Annotated in this window: 22 protein-coding genes; 16 read left to right on the top strand and 6 right to left on the bottom strand. The window is 45.6% G+C overall.

The features are described 5' to 3' along the window. A complete protein-coding gene (gene miaA / locus AB5542_RS15725) occupies positions 1-909 on the top strand; it encodes a tRNA (adenosine(37)-N6)-dimethylallyltransferase MiaA (protein ID WP_027199832.1) in 909 nt (302 codons plus the stop codon). 123 nt (positions 910-1,032) lie between these two features. On the opposite strand, the gene AB5542_RS15720 is transcribed toward miaA, so the two are convergent. Next, complete coding sequence (locus AB5542_RS15720; RefSeq protein WP_340279272.1) at positions 1,033-1,605, bottom strand: hypothetical protein; 573 nt, start codon at positions 1,603-1,605, stop codon at positions 1,033-1,035. Positions 1,606-1,661: 56 nt separating this feature from the next. Beyond that, positions 1,662-2,576 carry a site-specific tyrosine recombinase XerD gene (xerD, locus tag AB5542_RS15715; protein WP_027199830.1) on the bottom strand — a complete coding sequence of 305 codons (915 nt, stop codon included), beginning with the start codon at positions 2,574-2,576 and terminating at the stop codon, positions 1,662-1,664. Positions 2,577-2,829: 253 nt separating this feature from the next. On the opposite strand from xerD, the gene aroQ reads away from it, so the two are divergent. Both aroQ and pyk read left to right on the top strand, forming a co-directional pair. Continuing rightward, positions 2,830-3,243, top strand: a complete 414-nt coding sequence (aroQ, locus tag AB5542_RS15710) for a type II 3-dehydroquinate dehydratase (protein ID WP_027199829.1) — start codon at positions 2,830-2,832, stop codon at positions 3,241-3,243. Between the two features lie 61 nt (positions 3,244-3,304). Beyond that, positions 3,305-4,705 (top strand): pyruvate kinase, encoded by a 1,401-nt coding sequence (pyk, locus tag AB5542_RS15705; protein ID WP_117721445.1) that lies wholly within the window; start codon positions 3,305-3,307, stop codon positions 4,703-4,705. Positions 4,706-4,778: 73 nt separating this feature from the next. On the opposite strand, the gene mscL is transcribed toward pyk, so the two are convergent. Next, entirely contained in the window at positions 4,779-5,207 is a 429-nt protein-coding gene (gene mscL / locus AB5542_RS15700) for a large-conductance mechanosensitive channel protein MscL (protein WP_117721508.1), read from the bottom strand. Positions 5,208-5,323: 116 nt separating this feature from the next. Here mscL and AB5542_RS15695 point away from each other — a divergent pair, with 116 nt between their 5' ends. The 4 genes from AB5542_RS15695 (at position 5,324) to AB5542_RS15680 (ending at position 9,432) form a co-directional block, all read left to right on the top strand. Beyond that, positions 5,324-6,223 (top strand): cation diffusion facilitator family transporter, encoded by a 900-nt coding sequence (locus tag AB5542_RS15695; RefSeq protein ID WP_027199826.1) that lies wholly within the window; start codon positions 5,324-5,326, stop codon positions 6,221-6,223. Positions 6,224-6,228: 5 nt separating this feature from the next. Next, positions 6,229-6,861, top strand: coding sequence for a DUF5715 family protein (locus AB5542_RS15690; protein WP_270581286.1), 633 nt, complete (start codon positions 6,229-6,231; stop codon positions 6,859-6,861). 143 nt (positions 6,862-7,004) lie between these two features. Beyond that, positions 7,005-8,105, top strand: coding sequence for a redox-regulated ATPase YchF (gene ychF, locus AB5542_RS15685; RefSeq protein ID WP_027199824.1), 1,101 nt, complete (start codon positions 7,005-7,007; stop codon positions 8,103-8,105). A gap of 28 nt (positions 8,106-8,133) precedes the next feature. After that, on the top strand, positions 8,134-9,432 hold the full coding sequence (locus tag AB5542_RS15680; protein ID WP_340279266.1) for an NCS2 family permease: 1,299 nt from the start codon (positions 8,134-8,136) through the stop codon (positions 9,430-9,432). 1 nt (position 9,433) lies between these two features. Here the strand turns inward: AB5542_RS15680 and AB5542_RS15675 are convergent, their stop codons facing one another. Together AB5542_RS15675 and AB5542_RS15670 are read right to left on the bottom strand one after the other, a co-directional pair. After that, positions 9,434-10,510, bottom strand: a complete 1,077-nt coding sequence (locus AB5542_RS15675; protein WP_027199822.1) for an RluA family pseudouridine synthase — start codon at positions 10,508-10,510, stop codon at positions 9,434-9,436. Then, positions 10,507-11,331, bottom strand: a complete 825-nt coding sequence (locus tag AB5542_RS15670; protein ID WP_051465620.1) for a PASTA domain-containing protein — start codon at positions 11,329-11,331, stop codon at positions 10,507-10,509. The genes AB5542_RS15675 and AB5542_RS15670 overlap by 4 nt, the downstream gene beginning before the upstream one ends. Before the next feature lie 163 nt (positions 11,332-11,494). On the opposite strand from AB5542_RS15670, the gene AB5542_RS15665 reads away from it, so the two are divergent. Further along, a complete protein-coding gene (locus AB5542_RS15665; protein ID WP_340279257.1) occupies positions 11,495-13,273 on the top strand; it encodes a LysM peptidoglycan-binding domain-containing protein in 1,779 nt (592 codons plus the stop codon). Between the two features lie 231 nt (positions 13,274-13,504). Next, on the top strand, positions 13,505-15,688 hold the full coding sequence (locus AB5542_RS15660; protein ID WP_279038033.1) for a RelA/SpoT family protein: 2,184 nt from the start codon (positions 13,505-13,507) through the stop codon (positions 15,686-15,688). A gap of 43 nt (positions 15,689-15,731) precedes the next feature. On the opposite strand, the gene AB5542_RS15655 is transcribed toward AB5542_RS15660, so the two are convergent. Continuing rightward, the gene (locus AB5542_RS15655) at positions 15,732-16,040 is read right to left on the bottom strand and encodes a hypothetical protein (protein WP_229782421.1); all 309 of its coding nucleotides are present in this window, start codon (positions 16,038-16,040) and stop codon (positions 15,732-15,734) included. Positions 16,041-16,163: 123 nt separating this feature from the next. Between AB5542_RS15655 and AB5542_RS15650 the strand changes: the two genes are divergently transcribed. The 7 genes from AB5542_RS15650 (at position 16,164) to AB5542_RS15620 (ending at position 22,474) form a co-directional block, all read left to right on the top strand. Next, positions 16,164-16,991 (top strand): DUF4121 family protein, encoded by an 828-nt coding sequence (locus tag AB5542_RS15650; protein WP_005832098.1) that lies wholly within the window; start codon positions 16,164-16,166, stop codon positions 16,989-16,991. A gap of 18 nt (positions 16,992-17,009) precedes the next feature. Further along, positions 17,010-17,951, top strand: coding sequence for a hypothetical protein (locus AB5542_RS15645; protein ID WP_005832100.1), 942 nt, complete (start codon positions 17,010-17,012; stop codon positions 17,949-17,951). A gap of 79 nt (positions 17,952-18,030) precedes the next feature. After that, positions 18,031-21,033 carry an N-6 DNA methylase gene (locus tag AB5542_RS15640; RefSeq protein ID WP_005832101.1) on the top strand — a complete coding sequence of 1,001 codons (3,003 nt, stop codon included), beginning with the start codon at positions 18,031-18,033 and terminating at the stop codon, positions 21,031-21,033. A gap of 15 nt (positions 21,034-21,048) precedes the next feature. Next, positions 21,049-21,249: a hypothetical protein gene (locus tag AB5542_RS15635; protein WP_005832102.1), complete on the top strand. Its 201-nt coding sequence runs from the start codon at positions 21,049-21,051 to the stop codon at positions 21,247-21,249. A gap of 11 nt (positions 21,250-21,260) precedes the next feature. After that, the gene (locus AB5542_RS15630; RefSeq protein WP_009276377.1) at positions 21,261-21,758 is read left to right on the top strand and encodes a hypothetical protein; all 498 of its coding nucleotides are present in this window, start codon (positions 21,261-21,263) and stop codon (positions 21,756-21,758) included. Between the two features lie 20 nt (positions 21,759-21,778). After that, the gene (locus AB5542_RS15625) at positions 21,779-22,093 is read left to right on the top strand and encodes a hypothetical protein (RefSeq protein ID WP_005647143.1); all 315 of its coding nucleotides are present in this window, start codon (positions 21,779-21,781) and stop codon (positions 22,091-22,093) included. A gap of 12 nt (positions 22,094-22,105) precedes the next feature. Beyond that, positions 22,106-22,474: a hypothetical protein gene (locus tag AB5542_RS15620; protein WP_005647142.1), complete on the top strand. Its 369-nt coding sequence runs from the start codon at positions 22,106-22,108 to the stop codon at positions 22,472-22,474. Positions 22,475-22,668: the final 194 nt, after the last annotated feature.

The raw sequence follows: 22,668 nt of genomic DNA, 5'->3' as shown, positions 1-22,668 counted from the left end.
ATGTATAATTTACTGACCATCTTAGGGGCTACGGCCACGGGAAAGACCTCTTTAGCGGTACGTTTGGCTGCAGAATTGAAAGGAGAGATTATTTCAGCCGATTCGAGACAAATTTATCGTGGTATGGATCTAGGTACGGGGAAGGACCTAGACGAGTATGTCCACGAAGGTACGTCTGTGCCTTATCATTTAATTGATATTGCCGACGCTGGGTTTCGTTTTAATCTGTTCATGTATCAGCAGGAGTTTTTAAAAGTGTGGCAGGATTGTGAACGTAGGGGTGTTTTCCCCGTGTTGTGCGGGGGAAGTGGTTTGTACGTGGAATCCATTTTGAAAGCTTACCGGATGACTCCTGTTCCGGAAAATCCCGAATTACGGGAACGATTGGCCTGTAAGTCGTTGGCGGAATTATCCGATATATTGTCTTCCTATCGTTCCTTGCACAACACAACGGATACGGACACGGTAAAGCGGGCGATTCGGGCTATTGAGATTGCCGAGTATTATATTACACATGAACCCGTGAAAGGGGAGTTCCCGGAGATCCGATCTTTGATTGTCGGGGTTCTGTTTGATCGTGAGACTCGTCGAAAGCGGATTACAGAACGTTTACACGCCCGCTTGCAGGCAGGAATGATCGATGAGGTGAAGGGGTTGCTTGATCGGGGAATAAAACCGGAAGATTTGATATATTACGGGCTAGAGTATAAATATCTTACCTTGTATCTTACCGGAGAGTTGACTTATGACGAGATGGTGGAGCAATTGAATATTGCCATTCATCAGTTTGCCAAGAGACAAATGACCTGGTTCCGTAAAATGGAACGGGACGGGTTCGAGATCAAATGGCTGGATGGAAATATGCCATTGGATGAGAAGGTCGAACAGGTGAAAGAGTGGCTTTATTAATTTTAGATTTTAGATTGAATGATTCAAAGATTTAGTGATTGCCGATTAAATGATTCAGCGATTCTATAATCACCTAATCTGAAATCATTAAATCACGCGATAGATAATCTTGTTGCGGGCAAACTAATCATGACAATGGCAACTACAATCGTGTCCGTGGTCGTGATGATGTTCTTCTTCATCCTCTTCATCTTTTTTGAGGAGCATTTCTTCCAAGTGAGGGATGGTGCCTTCTAATAAGAAAGCGTTGTCTTCGTTACTTTCGGATTTTAAACGTTGAATGGCTATATGGATTTTTTCTTCAGGGATGTTACCGTGTAGGTTTTCAATGACGGTGGAGGCTTCTAATGCTGCGATGAAGTCTTCACGCAATAACATATCAACGAACACATCTAGATATTCTGAAAAATCGATAGCTGATTCCCAGCATATGCGTAATAAATTGGCTTTTCCGCTACCTTCGGGAGCGTTGATCAATTTGTCCATTAAGACCGTTTTGAAGTCCGATTCTTTCACGTCCGAGAGTAAGGCCGTGAGGTTGGTAATGATGTTCGTGTCCTGATTTTGTAACAGGATGTCCAGTAATTCGGGGACGATGGAAATATCACCTTCTTGTTTGATTTGTTCAATAGCCCCTCTAACGATGTCCATGTCATTGCTGGACAATTGTTTCAATATATCTTGTTTGTTTTCCATGTGTTTCTAAATATTTGTATCCAATACTTTTCGGGTATTGGATACAAATATAAGGATCATTTGCGGGATTTCTTCGCTCTGGGGTGGAAATTTGTGATTGTATCCCGGAGATATGAGTTATCCAGGTGCGTGTAAATTTCCGTTGTCAGAATAGATTCGTGTCCCAGCATATCTTGAACCGTGCGAATGTCCGCACCACCGTTTACCAAGTGAGAGGCAAATGAGTGGCGGAAGGTGTGTGGGGATACCACTTTGTTCAAGCCGGCACGGAGTGCTGTTTCCTTGATAATATTGAATATCATCACGCGGGAAAGAGATTTTCCCATCTTGTTTAAAAAGAGAATATCCTCGAACCCTCTTGCTTTTTTCATTTTGTCGCGATCTTTTTTCAAATAGCAACGGATCTCGTCTTTTGCTTTCGCTCCCAGTGGAACAATCCGTTCCTTGTTTCCTTTCCCCTCGATTTTGATGTATCCTGTTCGGAAGTTAATTTGTGATAATTTCAAGTTGACAAGTTCAGATACTCGTAAACCACAAGAATATAATGTCTCGAGGATTGCTTTATTACGTTGTCCTTCTTGTTTGGTCAGATCCACAGCGTTAATCATGGCTTCAATTTCTTCGACGCTGAGGACGCTAGGAAGGGTACGTCCGATTTTTGGTGCATCAAGCGAGTTTGCCGGGTTAAGCCCGATGGCTCCATCGTATAACAAATACTTGAAGAAAGATTTGATACTGGATATACTTCTAGCTTGAGTACGGGGGGTAACCCCAGTGTCTTTCAAGGCGGAAATATACTCGTTTAATACGTCATAGGACACTTCTTTCGGATTCAATGTAGGTGTCCGTTGTTCACAATAGGCTCCCAGCTTTCTGATGTCATTCAAATAAGCTTCCACCGAGTTGGTTGATAGTGATTTTTCTAAAATCAAATAAGTCCGAAAACTATCTATCGCTTCGTTCCAAGTCATTTTTAGCTGTGTTACAAAATAAATAATACAAATTCTAATTCACCACTTTAAACCTATCTCAAGAGTATTCTGATAGATTTTTGCCAGATAAAGGTATAAGTTTTTTCTTTGAGTTGTAACAGTTTTGTCAAGTTTAACACTCATAATTTTTATTATTAGACCTTGTAATCGAAATTTAATACCTAAATCCGGCTTGAAATGTCCGGTCTCATCGTTTTTTTTGTTAATTTTGTATTGAGTAAAAACGGTGAATATGAAGATATTGATTTTAAACGGTCCCAATCTTAATCTTTTGGGAATCAGAGAAAAAAATATTTACGGGGAAACCTCTTTCGAGGAGTACTTGTCGGGGCTGAGAGATTTCTACACGATGGTCGAGATTGATTATTACCAGTCGAACGTGGAGGGGGAGCTTATCAATAAAATTCATGAAGTGGGATTCTCCTATGACGGGATTATTTTGAATGCGGGAGCTTACACGCATACTTCGATTGCTATCGCAGATGCTATTTCGGCGATTCCCTGTCCCGTGATCGAGGTTCATATTTCTAACACGGCAAAACGGGAAATATTCCGTCATGTTTCTTTCCTAACACCTGTTTGCCGGGGGGTAATTGCCGGTTTCGGATTGAAATCCTACGAACTGGCGTTACAGGCTTTTATGTGAGCAGTTTCGCCACATTACAAGTTGGGGAAATACGCAAAGAATAACTATTATTATTAATGATATGAAAAAGACTAAGATTGTGGCTACCATATCTGACAAAAGATGTGAGGTAGAGTTTTTAGAGAAGTTATATCGTGCCGGGATGAACGTGGTACGGTTAAATACTGCTCATCAGGATATGGAGCAGGCGTTGAAGGTAGTGGAGAATGTTCGGAAAGTTTCGGATAATATAGCCATCTTGATCGACACGAAGGGACCGGAAGTGAGAACGATGCTTATGGATGAACCGATGCATGTAGATCGGGGAGAAACGGTTTATTTGACAGGAGATCCGGAGTTGAAGATGGATGGGAAATTGATTCACGTGTCCTATCCTTATTTTGCTGAAGATATAAAAGTGGGAGACAAGGTGTTGGTGGACGACGGGGATGTGGAGTTGATTGTTGTCGAGAAAAAAGATCATTATTTGAAAATGATGGTGACTAATGAGGCTGTCATTAAGAATCGTAAGAGTGTAAATGTACCGGGAGCTTCCTTGAAATTGAAATCTTTGAGTGATAAGGACCGGGCGTTTATTGATTTTGCAATAGATAATAATCTGGATTTTATAGCTCACTCCTTCGTGCGCAATAAGGAGGATGTTATGGCGATACAGGCTATTCTGGATGCCCGGGGAAGTAAGATTAAGGTCATAGCCAAGATCGAGAATCAAGAGGGTGTGGATAATATTGACGAGATTCTGGATTACGCTTACGGGGTGATGGTTGCCCGCGGAGATTTGGGGATCGAGATCGAGGCTGAGAAAATCCCTAAGATTCAACGATATATTGTTAAGAAATGTATTGAGAGTAAAAAACCCGTGATTATTGCCACGCAGATGCTACACACGATGATTGAGCATCCTAGGCCGACTCGTGCGGAAATCAGTGATATTGCGAATGCCATTTACATGGGTACGGATGCGATCATGTTAAGTGGGGAAACGGCTTACGGAGCGTATCCAGAGGAAGCGGTAACCGTGATGCGTGAAGTGGCAGAGGAGAATGAGGGAACAGTTCCGCCGGATGCGGGGAGAAGTCTGGTCCGTATAAATAACGAGATTACGGCGGCGTTGGCTCGTTCGGCAGTGAAAACAGCATTAATGTTACCGATTAAGGCGATTGTGGTTGACACGCTTTCCGGACGTACAGCCCGTTATCTGTCGGCTTTCCGGAGTGACTTGCCCGTTTACGCCCGGTGCTATAATGAACGGGTTATGCGTGAATTGGCACTCTCGTTCGGGGTGTATCCTTATTATACTGAAAAACCGATGTCACGGGATGAGTTCATGAATGATCTGCCGGAAATGTTGATGCAGAATGGCATTAAGGCTGATGACTACGTGGTGGTTGTCGGGGGAAGTTTCGGGCATGGTAAAGGAGCCTCATTTATTGAGGTATGTAAGATCGGGGAAATCCGCTAGGTTAATTTTAGATTTTAAATTTTAGATTGAGAGATTTAAGAATTCAATCTAAAATTTAAAATCTAAAATTTTATCAATGTTTGTCTTTCAAGATGTCCCGGATTTCAGTCAATAGTACTTCTTCTTTCGATGGGGCAGGAGGTGCGGTTGGTGCCGGGGTTTCTTCTTTTTTCGTTCTCAATTTATTCATGAATTTGATGGCGATAAAGATTGAGAATGCAATAATCAAAAAGTCGATCGTTGTTTGAATAAAGTTACCATAGTTGAGGGTGACGGCTTCGACCATTTTTCCCGTGGCCTCGTTCATGTGGGCTTTTTGTAACACGATGTGTAAATTGGAAAAATTCATGCCACCGACAAGCATTCCGATAGGGGGCATGATGATGTCACTGACCAATGATGATACGATTTTTCCGAATGCACCACCGATAATGATACCGACGGCCATATCTACCACATTCCCTTTCAGGGCAAAAGCTTTAAATTCATCTAAGAGTTTCATGTTCTGATTCATTTTATAATTTAAGTGTTTGAACGTTTAAACATTTAAAATGTTCTAAATTTCTACGGCAAAATTACATTAATTCTTGTAACTTTGTAAGCGTTTAACTATTGTCAATGGAAAAGGAAAGTCGAGAAAAGCAAATATATAGGGTTACAATTGTCGGTTCAATTGCTAATTTTTTTTTGTTAGTGTTTAAGTTCGTGGCAGGAATATTGGGACAAAGTAGTGCTATGATTGCGGATGCCGTACATTCTTTGTCAGATTTTGTGACGGATATTATCGTGCTGGTTTTTGTGAAAGTTTCTGCTAAACCGAAGGATGCGGGACATGATTACGGGCATGGTAAATATGAGACACTGGCAACTGCAATTATTGGGATCGTTTTGTTAATGGTCGGAACAGGGATTTTTTGGAACGGGTTGAATCAGATACTTGCTTTTTATCGGGGGGAGAAGTTGGGTAGTCCCGATTTAATAGCTTTGATCGCTGCTCTTGCTTCGATCGTGGTGAAAGAAATCCTGTATCGTTACTCGGTTATCGTGGGGCATAAGGTGCAAAGTCAGGCTGTTGTGGCGAATGCTTGGCATCATCGTTCGGATGCATTCTCGTCTATCGGTACAGCTTTGGGGATTGCCGGGGCGATCTTTCTGGGAAAGGACTGGCGGGTACTTGACCCGATTGCAGCCGTTATCGTGAGTATTTTCATCGTGAAAGTGTCCATTCAGCTCCTGATACCTTGTTTGAATGATTTATTGGAGCGATCTTTGCCGGAGGAGACCGAGAAGGAAATAATTACGATAATTAATGAAGACCCGCAAATAAAAGATCCTCATAATTTGAGAACTCGTCGGATCGGTAATGACTTCGCTATAGAAGTGCATATCCGCTTACGGCCGGATATGACCGTTCAGGAGGCACATGTGGTTGCTACCGGGATTGAGAATCGTTTGAGGGCTAAATACGGGTTGCGTACTCACGTGGCTGTGCATGTAGAACCTGAGAAAAATGAATAATATCGATGAGAAGAGCGGTGTGGTATTACACGATAGTGTGCGTGTTGTTGATATTGGTCGGGGCTTGTAAGAAAAACGAAAAGAATAAAAAGCCTTTTGTTTATTTTAAAAATTACCAGAGAACTTTTAATGATTTAAATGACAGGCATCTGTCTTCCGCCAAGCGATTGGGAATTACTCCTTTGAAGGCGTCAGAGGATTTGAGTAAGGCAGATCGGGATTTAAAAGAGATTAAATCCTGTAAATTGTTCCAAGTGGATAAATTAACACATTCAGAACCTTATCTTGTCCCGGAGGCCTGTGATTTATTGGCAGATATAGCCCGAAATTTTAAAGACTCCCTGTATCAGAAAGGATTACCTTCCCATAGTATTATCGTGACAAGTGTGTTGCGCACGGGATCTAGCGTGAAGAAATTGCGGAAAAGTAACGGGAATGCTAGTGCCAATTCCGCTCATGTGTACGGGACTACTTTTGATGTGGCATATGCACGTTTCAAGAAGGACGGACGTAAAGAAGCACCGAAGGAAAAGTTGAAAAGTGTGTTGGCAGACGTGTTACAGGATTTGCGTTTGCAAAAGAAATGCTATGTTCGTTACGAGTTTAAGCAAGGTTGTTTTCATATCACGACAAGATAACATAAGTAATATTACTGAAATACATAAGAGACTGGGCTGTATGTATTATTAAAAAGAATCGTTATCTTTGTCGGCTGAAAAAATGCATTCCACGGGTGTGGTGTGCTGGCAAGTTAGGTAATAATTAAAATGACAAAAATATAATGGGTTTACAATGTGGAATAGTCGGTTTGCCAAACGTGGGGAAATCGACGTTATTTAATTGTTTGAGCAATGCGAAAGCGCAGTCGGCAAATTTCCCTTTTTGCACGATCGAACCGAACGTGGGAGTGATTACCGTGCCGGACGAGCGACTGAATAAATTGGTCGAGTTGGTACAGCCTCAAAACGTGGTACCTGCTGTGGTGGAGATCGTGGATATTGCTGGGTTAGTGAAAGGTGCGAGTAGAGGTGAAGGTTTAGGAAATAAATTTTTGTCTAATATCCGGGAAACGGATGCTATTATTCACGTGTTACGTTGTTTTGATGATAATAATATCGTACACGTGGATGGTCATGTTGATCCGATCCGGGACAAGGAGACGATTGATACAGAGTTGCAGTTGAAAGACTTGGAGACAGTGGAAAGCCGTTTGGCAAAAGAGGAGAAGAAAGCTCAGACCGGAGGGGATGCAAAGGCGAAACGTCTGGTCGAGGTGTTGCATTTATATAAGGATGCGTTGGTACAGGGGAAATCTGCTCGTTCCGTGCAATTAAACGATTTACAACAGGAGGCAGCGAAGGAGTTGATGTTGCTGACGAATAAACCTATTTTGTACGTTTGTAACGTGGACGAGGCTTCCGTCGTGACGGGAAATAAATATGTGGATGCCGTTCGGGATGCCGTGAAGGACGAGGGGGCAGAGGTCCTGGTGATCGGTGCTGCTATCGAGGCGGATATTGCCGAGTTGGATACGTACGAGGAGAAACAGTTGTTCTTGCAGGATCTAGGACTGGAGGAAGCCGGGGTGAATAAATTGATTCGTACGGCTTATAAGTTATTGAATTTGCGTACTTATTTCACGGCAGGCCCGAAGGAAGTGAGGGCGTGGACCTTCAAGAACGGGATGAAGGCCCCACAGACTGCCGGGATTATTCACACGGATTTCGAGAAAGGGTTTATTCGTGCAGAAGTGATCAAATACGAGGATTTTATTGCTTTGGGATCCGAGGCAAAATGTAAGGAAGCCGGGAAAATGTCCGTGGAAGGAAAGGAGTACGTGGTGCAGGACGGGGACATGATGAACTTCCGTTTTAACGTGTAACGAGGATTTGGTTTTATCTTTTATAAAGATGATATTAAAGAAACTTTTTGGATTTGATCCCAGCGTGATGAAGGTAAAGACAGAAATCATGGCTGGGGTCACTACTTTTTTAACGATGTCGTATATTCTTGCCGTGAATCCGGATATTCTTTCGGCGGCATCGATGGATCGGGGAGCCGTGTTCACAGCTACAGCCTTGGCAGCATTTTTTGCCACGTTGGTGATGGCTATTTGGGCGAAATTACCTTTTGCCTTGGCTCCGGGTATGGGGTTGAACGCTTTTTTTGCCTTTACGTTAGTGCAGGGCATGGGATATTCCTGGGAGAGTGCCTTGGCTGCTGTTTTTATCGAGGGGCTGTTGTTTATCCTGTTGACCGTGTTTAATATACGGGAGTTGATAGTGAATGCTATTCCCGAAACGTTGAGACATGCCATATCCGTTGGAATTGGTTTGTTTATTGCTTTTTTGGGATTACAAAAGGCCGGGTTGATTGTGGCTAATCCTGCAACATTTGTTTCTTTAGGCGAGTTTACTCCATCGACGTTGTTGGCGGTAGGAGGAATTGTTATCGGAGGTGTGTTGGTTGTACGGAAAGTGAAAGGGGCTCTTTTCTATGCGATTGTGGCGGTCACGTTATTAAGTATTCCTTTGGGGATTACCCGGATACCGGAAGGCTTTTCTTTAGTATCGATGCCTCATTCTCTGGAGCCGGTCTTTTTCAAGCTAGATTTTCATTCTTTGTTGTCCCCGAATATGTTGATTGCGATTTTCTCGCTCGTGTTCATGGATATTTTTGATACTTTAGGAACATTGGTCGGTACGGCAAATAAAGTAGGGATGGTGAAACCTGACGGGAGTATCCCGAAGTTGAAACCTGCGATGATGGCGGATGCTGTGGGAACAACGGTTGGGGCTTTACTCGGAACGTCAACCACCACGACTTACGCTGAAAGTACTGCTGGTATAGCCGAAGGTGGGCGTTCCGGTTTGACAGCTGCTGTTGTTAGTGGGTTGTTCATTGTCGCTTTGTTCTTTGCCCCGTTCTTTTTGTTGGTTCCGGGTATCGCTACAGCAGGGGTATTGGTGATCGTGGGGAGTTTTATGTTTGATGCGGTGAAGAAAATACGTTTTGATGATATGACCGAGGCTTTTCCTGCTTTTGTGACCATTATTATGATGCCGTTGACTTACTCGATTGCCGATGGTATTGTGTTGGGGTTATTGACTTATGTGTTGTTTAAATTGTTTGCAGGTAAATATCGAGAGTTAAATCTCACGATGTATATACTCTCGATATTGTGTATTTTGAAATACGTATTTGTCTAGGTTATTCAATATCTTCCAGTTCCCGGTTTGCCACGTAGCCCCGCCATTTTTCAATGAGCTGTTGAATATCCTGTGGTATTTCGGAATTGAAGTCCATCCATTTGCCCGTTCCCGGGTGTTCAAAACCAAGGGTTTTGGCATGTAATGCTTGTCGGGGACAGAGAGCGAAGCAATTTTGCACGAATTGTTTGTACTTCGTGAATGTGGTGCCTTTCAGGATTTCATTACCACCGTATTCCGGATCATTGAATAGCGGATGTCTGATTGATTTGAAATGAGCCCGGATTTGGTGGGTACGTCCGGTTTCCAGCACGCATTCCACGACATTCACGTAACCCAAACGTTCCAGCACGTGATAGTGAGTCACGGCGTGTTTGCCGTAGTCGCTACCTTCCGGGAATACACCCATGATTTTTCGGTTAGAGATACTCCTTCCGATGTTACCGATAATCGTTCCGTTGTCATTTTCCAAGTTTCCCCAACATACGGCCACGTATTTCCGACTGGAGGTTTTATGGAAAAATTGGGAAGACAATTTGGTTTTAGCTTCTTCCGTTTTGGCAATGACCAACAGGCCGGAAGTGTCCTTGTCTATCCGGTGAACCAGTCCAGGGCGGGGATCGTTCTCTTTGAATAACGGATTCCCTTTCAAGTGCCATGCCAAAGCATTTACGAGAGTCCCCGTGTAATGCCCGTAGGAAGGATGTACCACCATACCCGGTTCTTTGTTAATGACCAGCAGATAGTCGTCCTCGTACACGATATTTAAAGGAATATCTTCCGGTATGACCCGTATTTCCCGTTTTGGGTGGGGGAGCATCAAGGTGACAATGTCTTTGGGTTTTACCCGGTAATTGGATTTTACCGGTTTATTATTGACCTGTACACATTGGGCTTCTGCAGCTTCCTGTATTTTTGTGCGGGATACGTTGGGTAACCGATCGACCAGAAACCGATCGATACGCAGTAAATTTTGGCCGGGATCAACTTCCAGACGGAAATGTTCGTACATTTCTTGCTCTTGTTCCGGTTCGTCCTCGCCCAGTTCTTCTAAATCTTCTACTTCTTCTTCTATCATGGTTGTAGCTCCTCAATGGACAGGGAGTCCAGTGCCATTATTTTTTCTTTATCTTTCGTGAGGTAGAGCGTGATGTCTCCTCCCATCTTCATCGTCATATTTTCTTCGAATTCAGGCTCTTGCTGGTATATAATTGCCGTGGATTGGTCAGCCTCGGTTTTGATCGTGTTGTCGGGTAGGATTTCACCCACGTTTAAGAATGCCCGCAATAGTATGGCTTTTGCCTCTGCCAGTGTTTTCCCCACTAATGATGGGATGGCTACTTGGTCGTTGGACGTGTTCCCGTTCCCGAGTACAATATCCACTGTTTCTCCTTTTTGTATCAAACTATTTGGTTCGATGATGTTTCCCTCGTATTTGAAATCAAGTACTAGGTTTTTGAAGTTGGAAGGAATGTATTCGATTCTTCCAACGTTGAGTCCCAAGTTCTTCAATCGTTGCAAGGATTGACGGAAGGCCACGTTGCGAAGGTTCGGGAAAATAATTTTTTCCGGGGCATTGGCGTTGATGGTCAGTTGGATGGCCCGGTTGTTCTTCACGTGGGCATTCGGTGACGGGAATTGTTCCACGATAGTTCCCGGTTTGGCATTGTTGTCATAGATAGAATCGATGACAAGGATTTGCAAATTCTTCTCTTTGGCGAAAGGTTTCGCCTCGTCGGGAGTGAGTCCCCGGAGTTCGGGAACTGTAATATAGTAACCATGATTCGTGTATTTCTCCAATCGATTCAACACGATATACCCGATCACGAACAACACGATGCTGGCTACGGCTATGTTAATCAATAACACGATGATATGTCCTTTTTTAAAGAAACCCATAGAGTGTATAACGTTTGTAAATTTATAAAACTTGCCGGGTTCATTACTACTGAACACGGGCAGTACTGGTATTGAAATACCTTAACTTTGCAAAAATAGCAGAGATTTTTCAATTATCACTACTATTTTACTATTTTTGCTTTGAAAATAAGAAGTGATAAAGATGGTAAGATTCATTTTAGTATTTCTGTTGCTGGGTTTGACGGGTTATGTCGGGGCGCAGGAAATCAAGATAGAGAAATCGACAGAGAAAATCGTGTATCAGGGAAAGTCCTATTATCTCCATACCGTGAAAGCCAAGGAAACGCTTTTTTCCATATGTAAGGCTTATGGTGTCTCCGTGGATGAAGTGAAAATATTAAATGATAAGAGTGACAATGCCCTTTCGATCGGGGACGTGTTGAGAATTCCAGTGGTCGAACCCTTTAAATCTATTGATGATAAGTTTTATTATCACCGGATGAAACCGAAAGAGACGCTATATTCTCTTTCCCGGAAGTTTAATATCAAGATGAAACGAATTCTGAAAGATAATCCGGAGTACGATGTGAGCCGACCGATTGCGGAAGGTGCTGTTGTGAAATTGGCATTGAGGCAGATTGACCGAAACGTGTTGGAGGCTGAATTACGCTGGGAAAAACGTCAGGCGAAAGAGGTTCAACAAGCCCGGCGTGAAGAGATGGAAAAATACGAGAAAAGTCATTCAAATACATTCCCGCCTGCCCGCGATTCATTGGAAGGAATGGTGCAGCAGGTTGTGGGTGATACTGTGTTTGTTATTCCCGAAGTCGCTCGTGAGCAACGCCACGTGAAAGTTGCTCTTATGTTGCCTTTGTACGTGAAGGAAAACAAGTTGCCCTTATCCGAGGAGGAAATTCCGGTGGACACGCTGGGAGTGAATATACGGAACGAGCATTGGCGTTTATCTTCTCGTACGGAACCTTTCCTGCAATTTTATCAGGGGGTATTGATGGCCGTGGATAGTTTGAAACGGCTGGGATACACGATCGATTTGTATGTTTATGACACGGAACGTGATCCCAATACCGTGCAACGCTTGGTAGGAGAATTGAATTTGTTATCTCCGGATTTGATTATCGGTCCCGTGTATGCGAACACGTATAAGGCAGTTGCCGAACAGCTAGGAAACCGGACGATTCCGATGATTTTCCCGCTTTCTTCACGGGGAGGAGATTTAGTCCGTTTCCCGAATTTTGTGCAGTTGAATACGTCTACGGTTTCTTTGGTAGAAGAGATGGCGGACTGGATTGTTGCGAATGGTACGCAGGCTCATCTGATAAATATCATTCCGGATGGGGGGGGGCGCACCGGGGGAGAGAGTCGTTTAACGGATCTGGTACGAACTCGCTTACAGGCGAACGGGATGGAAGATATGACGAATTGTCAATGGCGGCCTCAAATGCATTTGGATTCATTACGCAAGGTCATGAGGCTGGGGGTGGAAAATATTATCTTGTTTCCAACTATAAATGAAGCGGCGGCCAGTCGGACGTTGCCCGTGTTGTCTGCCCTAGCAGATCAGTTCCGGATCACGGTAATTGGTTTCCCTGATTGGTTGAAATTTACTTCTATTGATGAGGAAGTGTTGTTTAAGTTGAACGTGAAGATGATGGCGAATAGTTACGTGGATTATCAAGGTGATGTGGCTAAAGAGTTTTCTGCGAAACACCGGGATTATTTTTATTCGGAGCCGAGTAATGTGGTGAACCGGGCGTTTGACATTGTTATGTGCTTTATCCCCTTGGTTGACATAGAACGTGGGAATACTTTGAACGTGTTGCGGGAAAAGGATATAAGCGGAGCATTTACCCGTTTCCGGTTCCATCCCGTGAGTGGATTTGGAGGTTTGGAAAATCGGGGATTATACTTGATTAACTATGGTCGGAATTTCGAGATTATCGTGAAACCGGTAGTCAAATAATTCAGATTTTTTCACGGTGATAGCATAAAAGAACGACTGTAACGATACGGTTTTATCCTGTGTAGCTTGAAATAAATTAATTTTAGGGGCTTGCGGGTAACCTTTGGGCGGGTATTGTCGTTGTCCTGCATAATTAGTTGTTATTACATCTTGAATAGAATGAAAATCGGGGAGTACGGCATTTTTTTTGATATGATTAATAGGAATTGGAATTTACTAAATTAACCTGTTATGGCAGAAACTACGACATACATTACTGTACAACAAAAATATAGATCTTTATTAAAGTCATGTAAGAACTTGATTTCAACCGAGGATATTCGTCTCGTGCGAAAAGCTTTCGACACGGCAATGAGCAGCGAGGCAAATTCACGAGCGGTTACCGAGAAAGATATTCATCGTTTGCTGGATACCGGATTAATTATCACGTCCGAGATCGGGTTGGGGAGGACTTCTATTATTTGTTTGATGTTGCATCGGGCAATAGAGTCCGGAACGTTGAAATTGGAACAGATAAAAACGGTATTTGGAGAGAAAGTAGCTCAGATATTAGCCGGTTTACGGGATATAAGCCATATCTACGCTACTCACCGGGTGGTGGATTCCGAAAATTTCCGGAAATTACTACTGAGTTTTGCTGAAGATGTACGGGTGCAGTTGATTTTTCTGGCGGAAAAATTGTATGATTTACGACATGCCGAGACTTTACTTCCGGAACAACAACGGGAGTTAGCCCGGGAAACCAGTTATATCTACATTCCTTTTGCCCATCGTTTAGGTTTGTATAATATCAAATCGGAGATGGAGGACCTCGCTTTGCGTTACGGGGAGCCTGAGGTGTACAAGGAGATTTCTTTGAAGCTGGAAGGAACACGGGAGGCCCGTGAAAAATATATCAACGAGTTTATTGCCCCTATCGTGGAAGAATTCAATAACCGGGGAATTAAATTCAAGGTGAAATGGCGTACCAAGACGATCGCTTCGATCTTGAACAAGATGCGGAAGAAACAGGTGGAGTTCGAGGAAATCTATGACATATTCGCGGTTCGTTTTATACTGGATAGCAGGGGGCCGGAAGAGAAGGCCGATTGTTGGAGGGCATATTCGATCGTGGCCGACAAGTACACGCCTAACCCGCAGCGATTGCGGGATTGGATTTCAGTGCCTAAATCCAATGGTTATGAATCATTGCAGACCACCGTTCTCGGACCTAATAACCGATGGGTGGAAGTGCAGATTCGTACGGAACGGATGGATGAGATTGCAGAAAAGGGATTCGCGGCTCACTGGAAGTACAAGGGGGGAACGGCGGATAAGGCTATAGAGGAGTGGCTGACTGAGTTACGAGAGATATTGGAGAGTTCGGAAGTCGGAGCCGTGGATATGCTGGACGATATTAAAATTAACCTGCAAGATAAGGAGGTACACGTGTTTACCCCGGCGGGAGATTTGAAGACTTTACCGGCGGGTGCGACGTTACTTGACTTTGCTTATGCTATCCACACGGCCGTGGGATCCCGTTGTGTAGGAGGAAAGGTAAACCAACGTAACGAGACCTTGCGCTATGTGTTGAAGAACGGGGATCAGGTATCCATCCTAACCTCGAATAATCAACAGCCGAATGCCGACTGGCTGAATATTGCCACGACTTCGAAAGCTCGTAACAAGATTCGTCAGTTTCTCACCGAAGATTCGCGGGCTCAGGCCACACTAGGTAAGGAAATGTTGGCTCGTCGGTTTAAGAATTGGAAGTTAGAGTTGACGGACGAGGTGATTCATCGTTTGCAACAACACTATAAGTATAAGTTTGCTATCGATCTTTACCAGGCGATTGCCGAGGAAAAGTTGGATATGGCGGAGATCAAGGAGTTCATTACTCGCCCGAAAGAAGAGGAACGTGCGGTTACTACCCCAAGAGAAGAGGTGCAGGTTACCCCGTCCCGCCCGATTAGTGAAGATGTGTTGTTGATCGACCGGAACGTGGATAACGTGGTGTACAAGTTCGCCCGTTGCTGTAACCCGGTATTCGGGGATGATATTCTGGGATTCGTTTCTATTGGTGAGGGGATTAAGATTCACCGGACCCAGTGTAAGAATGCTCTTGATTTGCAGCGTCGCTACCCGTACCGAATCGTGCAGGCGGCTTGGACGAATGCCGGGGCAACTTCTTACCAGACGGTGTTGAGTATCGTGGGGCGTGAAGATGCGGGAATGGTGACCAAGATTACCGAGGTGATAGCGAAGGACCCGAAGATCACGTTACGGGGATTGTCCATTAATTCGAGCGAGGGATTATTTGACGGGCAAATCACCGTGTTGGTTAGTGATACGGAACATTTGTCACAACTGATTTCCCGGTTGAAACGTATACAGGGGGTCATGCGGGTATATCGTCATGATTCTGTGAAAGAGTAGTTTTATGTTGATTTTTGTAATATTTGTTGTAATCTGAAGTATCTTATTTGATTATCAACGCTTTGTAGAAAACTCGCATGAGAACGGGCAACGGATAAGAAAATTCCAAGCTGTTTAGAATCACTATATTCCTCATGCTTTCAAATAACTCTTTTTTCTTGATGCAAAGGTAGCATTTTTTCGTGATTGCCGGTAATTTTCGGGCATAAAATATCACGGTCATTTCAAGAAACATATACAGCGGACATGACAGCCATACCGTAGCCGAATCCCCGTAACTCACAGGCAAAGGTAACCCGTGTCCTGCTCGTACAAGCAAGGTCAAGCCCTCCGGGTGTCGTGGAAAAATCATCCTCGCCCGGAGGGCTTGCGGTATTTTTCCCGCCAACCTTGCATGTACGGGACACGACCTTTTATGGCCTGTAGTTACGGGAACTCCGGCCCCGAAAAGCCGGATCACTAAAAATAAATTGTTATGTCACAGCAGGTAACAAAAGAAAAGTACAGTATCGAAACACTCAGAGAGCGGAATGTTTCATACGACCACCAGCATTGGCTGACACAGGAAGATGTGGATATGGCCAACAGTTATGTGGAACTCATTGAGCGGACACGCTCTAAGATTACACCGCAAATCGGAGACAGGCTGGTATATGTAACCGAACACGGGGATTATTACGGAAACGCCCTTATTGACAGCAGGAGTGCAAAAGAAGGATATCTTTCCGTATGCGAACAGCCGTATGTGCCTTTCGTGTGGGAAGAGGACGGCAATATCCGTCTGAGTGTCAGCGGAGGCGCATTCCATTCCGTGAATCCGGAGGAACTGAAATTCCTGAAATGGACGGAAGGGGTGTTCAAGGACTGGGGGCATTGCGGTGCTTGCGCCAACGGTTCGGTGTCATTTCTGGCTAAGGTACCGTTATGGTTTTATGCCGAACCCAATCCCAGGTATGGAGATTTCACGACCGAGACCTACCGGAAGTTCTACCTACACAAAAGGGAGGAATCGGAAAACGGCAATCTCTATCAAGGCTTTGACATCGCTTTTCGGGACGAAGCCGAGTTCCGGCAGTTCCTGAAGGACTACGAAGGAACGGTGTTCAAGGGAAATTGGGATAATCAAATCGTGTTATGGTGTTTCCGTCGGGAATATGTGTTCTTACCTTCCGCCGAATGGGAAAAGATAAAAATCCCTGCCGTAGAGCGAAAGCTCAACTTCCATCCCGAGCAGGTCAAGATAGTCAAGGACATGGAAAAGCACATCACTTATTTCTACCGGATTAAACCGGATAATTTTTAACATTTAACCCTAACAGATATGCAAACGACAACAGCACCCAAGGCCGGCAACGCTCCCGACCTGCTTCAAGGCATTCTGAGCGTACAAGTGAGAAACGAGGACAAGATTACGGAACAGGACCGTGTCTATTGCCAGACGCAGCAAAACCTGCTTTACAAGACACTCGACCAGATTGACCGCTGGTACGCCGTCTTCAAGGAAGAAGCCGAACAATATCAAGCCGAACGTAAGTTCCATTACGAAGAAAACGGCAAGGTTTCCATGCGTGATTTCTACACTTACCATAACGACAGGGAAGACTATTCACACAACGAGTTCAAACCGTTTGACCTGATTAACGATCTGGTAGATAAGAACCGAAACGCCAACGCGAATTTTGCGAACCGCATCATTTCTTATTTCAACAGGACTTACAAAGTGTCGGTTCCTGAGTATAAAATAGACGAAAAGACCCTTCCGATGGGCTTCCGTCCTGTTTATGACACATATGTAGATGTAGTCATCGAACACTTGGGCGGCAAGAGTTTCCGGGAAACGGCCGTGGAAGAACTGCTCGCACGCCTGAGCAAAGTTGTCAGACCGGCATACTGGAGCAAAGTCAAGACGGAGTTGAAGAAGGACAAGATAATCTTTCCCGAAATCATCCGTTTCGACGATTTTTCCATGCAATACAACCAAAGGAACAGAATCTCCTACAACTACGGCGGAGAACTGGAAACCCTGTGTGCCGGCATTGCCTACGGTGCGGATGACATACTGAATGGAAATTCAAAGATGATTATCCGTTTTGATGACAACGACATTTCTGTCACAGACTGGTACGACCTTACGACCACCAATGCCGAGCAAATCCGATTCTACAAGAACGGACGTATCGATGTCCGGTTCAAGGACAGTGCGGCAGCCGAAAGTTGTTTCAAGCGTCTGCATCTGGATGAAATCACCCTAAGAGAAAACTGACCATGATAAGATTTACACAGCACCCCGTAAGGCAATCCTTGCGGGGTGTTTTCATTTTTAACGATAAACAGATAAAGTCATGTATGCCATCATCCCCCAACAGATACCGCAAGGTATGCGTGCCGAAGTCAACGAGAAGATACTTTTCGCCATAGACTCCGGCAAGAACCTCATTCCGGCGGAGAGCATCTACAACTGCTATACCGGTATCGGAGGGCTGCACAACCTCAAACAGTCCGACTTTGCCAGCTACCACGAGTATGCCGAAGCGAAGAAGGAGTTCGAGATGGGACAGTTCTTCACCCCGCATGAAATATGCCGGGACATGGTGGATATGCTGTGTCCTGTCTCATCCGAAATGGTTCTTGACATGTGTTGCGGTATGGGCAATTTCTTCAACCATCTGCCCAACCCGCATAATGCCTACGGCTTCGACATAGACGGCAAGGCCGTGTCTGTCGCACGATACCTCTACCCGGAAGCCCATATCGAGAAATGCGACATCCGGCAATACTATCCGGAACAACGTTTCGATGTTATCATCGGCAATCCTCCTTTTAACTTGAAGTTCGACTACAAACTGTCGCAGGAATACTATATGGACAAGGCTTACGATGTGCTCAATCCGGCAGGAATCCTGATGGTCATCGTGCCCTGTTCCTTCATGCAGAGCGGGTTCTGGGAGAAGACACGGATAGCCGGTATAAACGGCAGATTCTCATTTGTCGGTCAGACGAAGTTGGGCCCGTCAGCCTTTGCCGCAGTCGGAGTCCATGACTTCAATACGAAAATCATGGTATTTCTCCGTAAATCGGGCCACATCAAGATGCAGGCTTACAACGCGGAAGAATTCATAACGGCGGACGAGCTGAAAAAGCGCATCGGCGAGGCAAGGGCGATGAAACACCGGTTGCGTTTCGACCTGATGCGCGAAACCAACCGGATCAACAAGGAAGAACTTGAGCTGTTCGAGTACAAACTTGCCAAGTACATGTACGAGCTGAAGGCGCACGCCAAGTTGAACAAACATATAGACAAGGCGGAAGCGTTGGTCACGAAGTTCCGTAACCAGAAACCGCCTGAGAACGCCACGCGGGAGCAGGTGGAGCAATGGGAGAAGAACAAACTGACCCCGAAGAAAGTGCTTGCCGTCATCCGCAGGTACATCACCTCGCAAAATACCGTACCTCGCAAGGAAGTGGCATTGGTGAAGACCTCATACGGCTTCAAACTGAAACAATATGCTCCGCGACTCCTTGACAAAGTTCCGCACAAGGCGGCAAGTATCAACGACCTCGTGCTGGAACGTACTGAACTGCCCATGCCGGAAGTGCCGACAGAAAAGAACATGCATCAAATCCGTGCGGCGGAGAAACTGATCCGACGCAAGCGGAGAGAGTACGAAATGCAGAACCGGCAGTTCCCGGAAATGGAGGAAGATGGCAGGCTGAAAGAATACCTGGACCGGTGTGCATTCATCAACAAGGACGGCGAGACCTGCGAGTTTACCACGCTCCAGAAACACGACCTGAACCTCGTCTTGCAGAAACGCCACGCGCTGCTGAACTGGCAGCAAGGCTCTGGCAAGACAGCCGCCGTGTACCATCGTGCCAAATACCTGCTCAAATTCCGCAAAGTACGGAATGTCATCATACTGGCTCCTGCCATCGCCACCAATATGACATGGATACCCTTCCTCTCGATAAACAGGGAACAGTTCCGGGTGGCAAGGAACAATGCCGACCTGGAAGCTGTGCCGGAAGGCGTGTTCATCGTCCTATCCACCTCCATGCTCGGCAAGCTGAAACGGGGCATGGCAAGGTTTGTCAAACGCAGTTCAAGAAAACTGTGCCTTGTTTTCGACGAGTCGGACGAGATAACCAACCCGTCGTCACAACGTACAAGGCATATCCTCGGTCTCTTCCGCCGCCTCAAATACAAGATACTCGACACCGGTACGACCACACGCAACAACATCGCCGAACTGTACAGCCAGTTTGAGCTGTTATATAACAATTCCATAAACATGGTCTGTTGGAGCAGTCGTGTGTACCACGAGAACAGGGACAAGGAGATAGAGGAAGATAACAATCCGCACTATGGTGAGCCGTTCCCCGCTTTCAGGGGGCATGTGCTTTTCCGTGCCTGCCACTGTCCGGGGAAATCCACCGTGTTCGGCATTGAGAAGCAGAACCAGGATGTCTATAACAAGGAGGAGCTGGCCGGCCTTATCGGGAAGACCGTCATTACACGCAAGTTCAGGGACTTTGCAGGAGAGAAATACAAGATACGGACACATACCGTCAGCCCGTCCGACGGCGAGCGTGAGGTTTACCGTGTCATCATCGAGGAGTTCTGCCGCATCTGCGAACTGTATTACAACAGCACGGGGGATGCAAAGAAGGATGCCGGACTCCGGCTTATGCGCCAGATCAAGCTGCTCATCAAGGCCTGCTCCGTCCCACACCTGATAGAGGGCTATTCCGGAGACGGGATTCCGAACAAGACAAGGTACATCGAAAGGCTGGTACGGAAGATACCCGGCAAGGTGGCTGTCGGCTGCACGTCCATAGCCGCATTCGACCTTTACGAGAGCCGTCTTCGCGAATGTTTTCCTGACCGTCCCGTATTTGTGGTCAAGGGCGACGTGGCGTTCAAGAAACGGCAAAGCATCGTGACGGAGTTCGATTCCACCATCAACGGCATACTGGTATGCACGCAGCAGAGCCTGAGCAGTTCGGTGAACATACCCACCTGCAACGACGTGATACTTGAATCCCTGCAATGGAACATCCCGAAGATGGAGCAGTTCTACTTCCGTTTCATCCGTCTCGACTCCAAAGAGCTGAAGGACGTGCATTATGTCACCTACAAGGACTCCGTGGAGCAGAACCTGATGGCGCTGGTGCTTACCAAAGAGCGGCTGAACGAGTTCATCAAGACGGGCGAAGTAAAGGAACAGTCGGAAATCTTCGAGGAGTTCGACGTCACCATGTCCGTCATCGAGAGCCTGCTGGTCAGGGAACGGGACAGCGAAGGCAAGATACACATCAGCTGGGGAAGCCAGCGCATCATGAACTGAAAAATGGAAAAACAAATGAGAAACCGCAGATTCCATTCCACAGGCAAAGGTAGCCCGCCCCCTTACCGGCAGGGCAAGGTCATGCCGCAAGCGGTTTTCGGGAAAATCATCCTCGCCGGAGGCTCCGGTATTATCCCGAAAAACCCTGCACTGCCGGGGTGCGGACCTTTTGGAGCCTGTGGAATGAAATCCCCGGTTCCGAATCATAAACTATAATGAAGAATATCATGGACTTGAATCAGGCAGAAGTGGCAGTGACCACGCAGCATCTCATAGACATGGGGCAGGAAAAAGACAACCTGCTGCAAATGTCCGACTTCGGCGACATGGGGGAATTCCTGTGCACCTGCTCCGAACTGTTTCCCGAAGAGGAAACTCCGGAATACAGGTACACGAGATGGGAGGAAATCCCGGACCTGCTCATCAACCGGGAATGGCTGTGTTCCAACTTCTTCGAGATAAGGGAGGCGATGGAACAGCTGGAGGAACCCGACAAGGATTGCTTCTTCGACTGGTGTGACCGTTACGGGCATGACATCAGTACGGAAGACCCGCACCTGCTGGTGGCGCACTATATCGAACTTTATGGAAATGCGGCCTATATCGACGATGAGCCTTGCCCGGACAGCGGGGATGACAGCCTGCTGTACTATCCGGGCATATCAAGCAACTATTTCGACACGGGTATTCCCCGCTTCGAGGTATTCGATGACAATTACGATTAAAGCGTATAAACATATACAAGATGGAAATCAACTTCAAAGGACCGGTAATGCCGGTTGACCCCTATTCGCAAATGGCGTTTGTGGAGATACTGAACATTCTCCTGACGGCAGGGCACATCGTGGATGTGAACAGGTTCCTGATAAACAGGAATGCCAATCCGCTATTCGGCTCGTTGTCAGGATATTTCAGATGGTCATTCTCCGACAACCACTTTACCCTGTGGCAACGGGTGGAATACAACTCGCCGCTCTGCTTCAGCCGGCGCATATTCAGCATCCATTTCGGGATGCTGGCAAGCCGTGACAGGAAAAGAGACAATACGGTAATGAACTAAAAACATATCAATATGAGTCACCAGGTAATTACAAGAATGGCATACAATGCCAAAACCAAGCAGATAGAAACTTGGCAGCATTCCAACAACGTGTGGCCGACAACAGACCATTTTTATGCATTGGATGTGAAAACAGACGAACAGATGTTTGAATTCATAACATTGATAGCAAACGGATTGTGGCAAGGGCGCAAATGGCGTAAAGCATTCAAGACACTTTTTGAAGAATATCCGGAATTGGTCAGGTCCTCATACGAGCACGAGCTTAGAGGCCAACCTTGGAAGGCATACTGTGCCATTTGCAAAAAATATGAGGAACTTGCCCAAAGCAAATGCAATGAAATAGTTGCGCGATTCAGGCAACTTACCGGGATTGTCTGACCCAAACAGATGCAAAATATATGGAAGAGATAAAGATTTCAAACAGACAAATCGCGCTGATGGCTTTCGACCGGTTGCGCAAGGAAGACAAGACAGATTCCGCATTGAAACTCGCACGGTGTATGCTGCATGGCACAAGCATATCTCTTGGCATAGGTGATATCGACTGGGAGATAGACAGGGCAATACAGCAG

Source organism: Butyricimonas sp. RTP31003st1_G1_RTP31003_210430 (assembly GCF_040920905.1).
Classification (GTDB): Bacteria; Bacteroidota; Bacteroidia; order Bacteroidales; family Marinifilaceae; genus Butyricimonas; species Butyricimonas paravirosa.
This window is presented reverse-complemented; position numbering and strand designations above follow the sequence as displayed.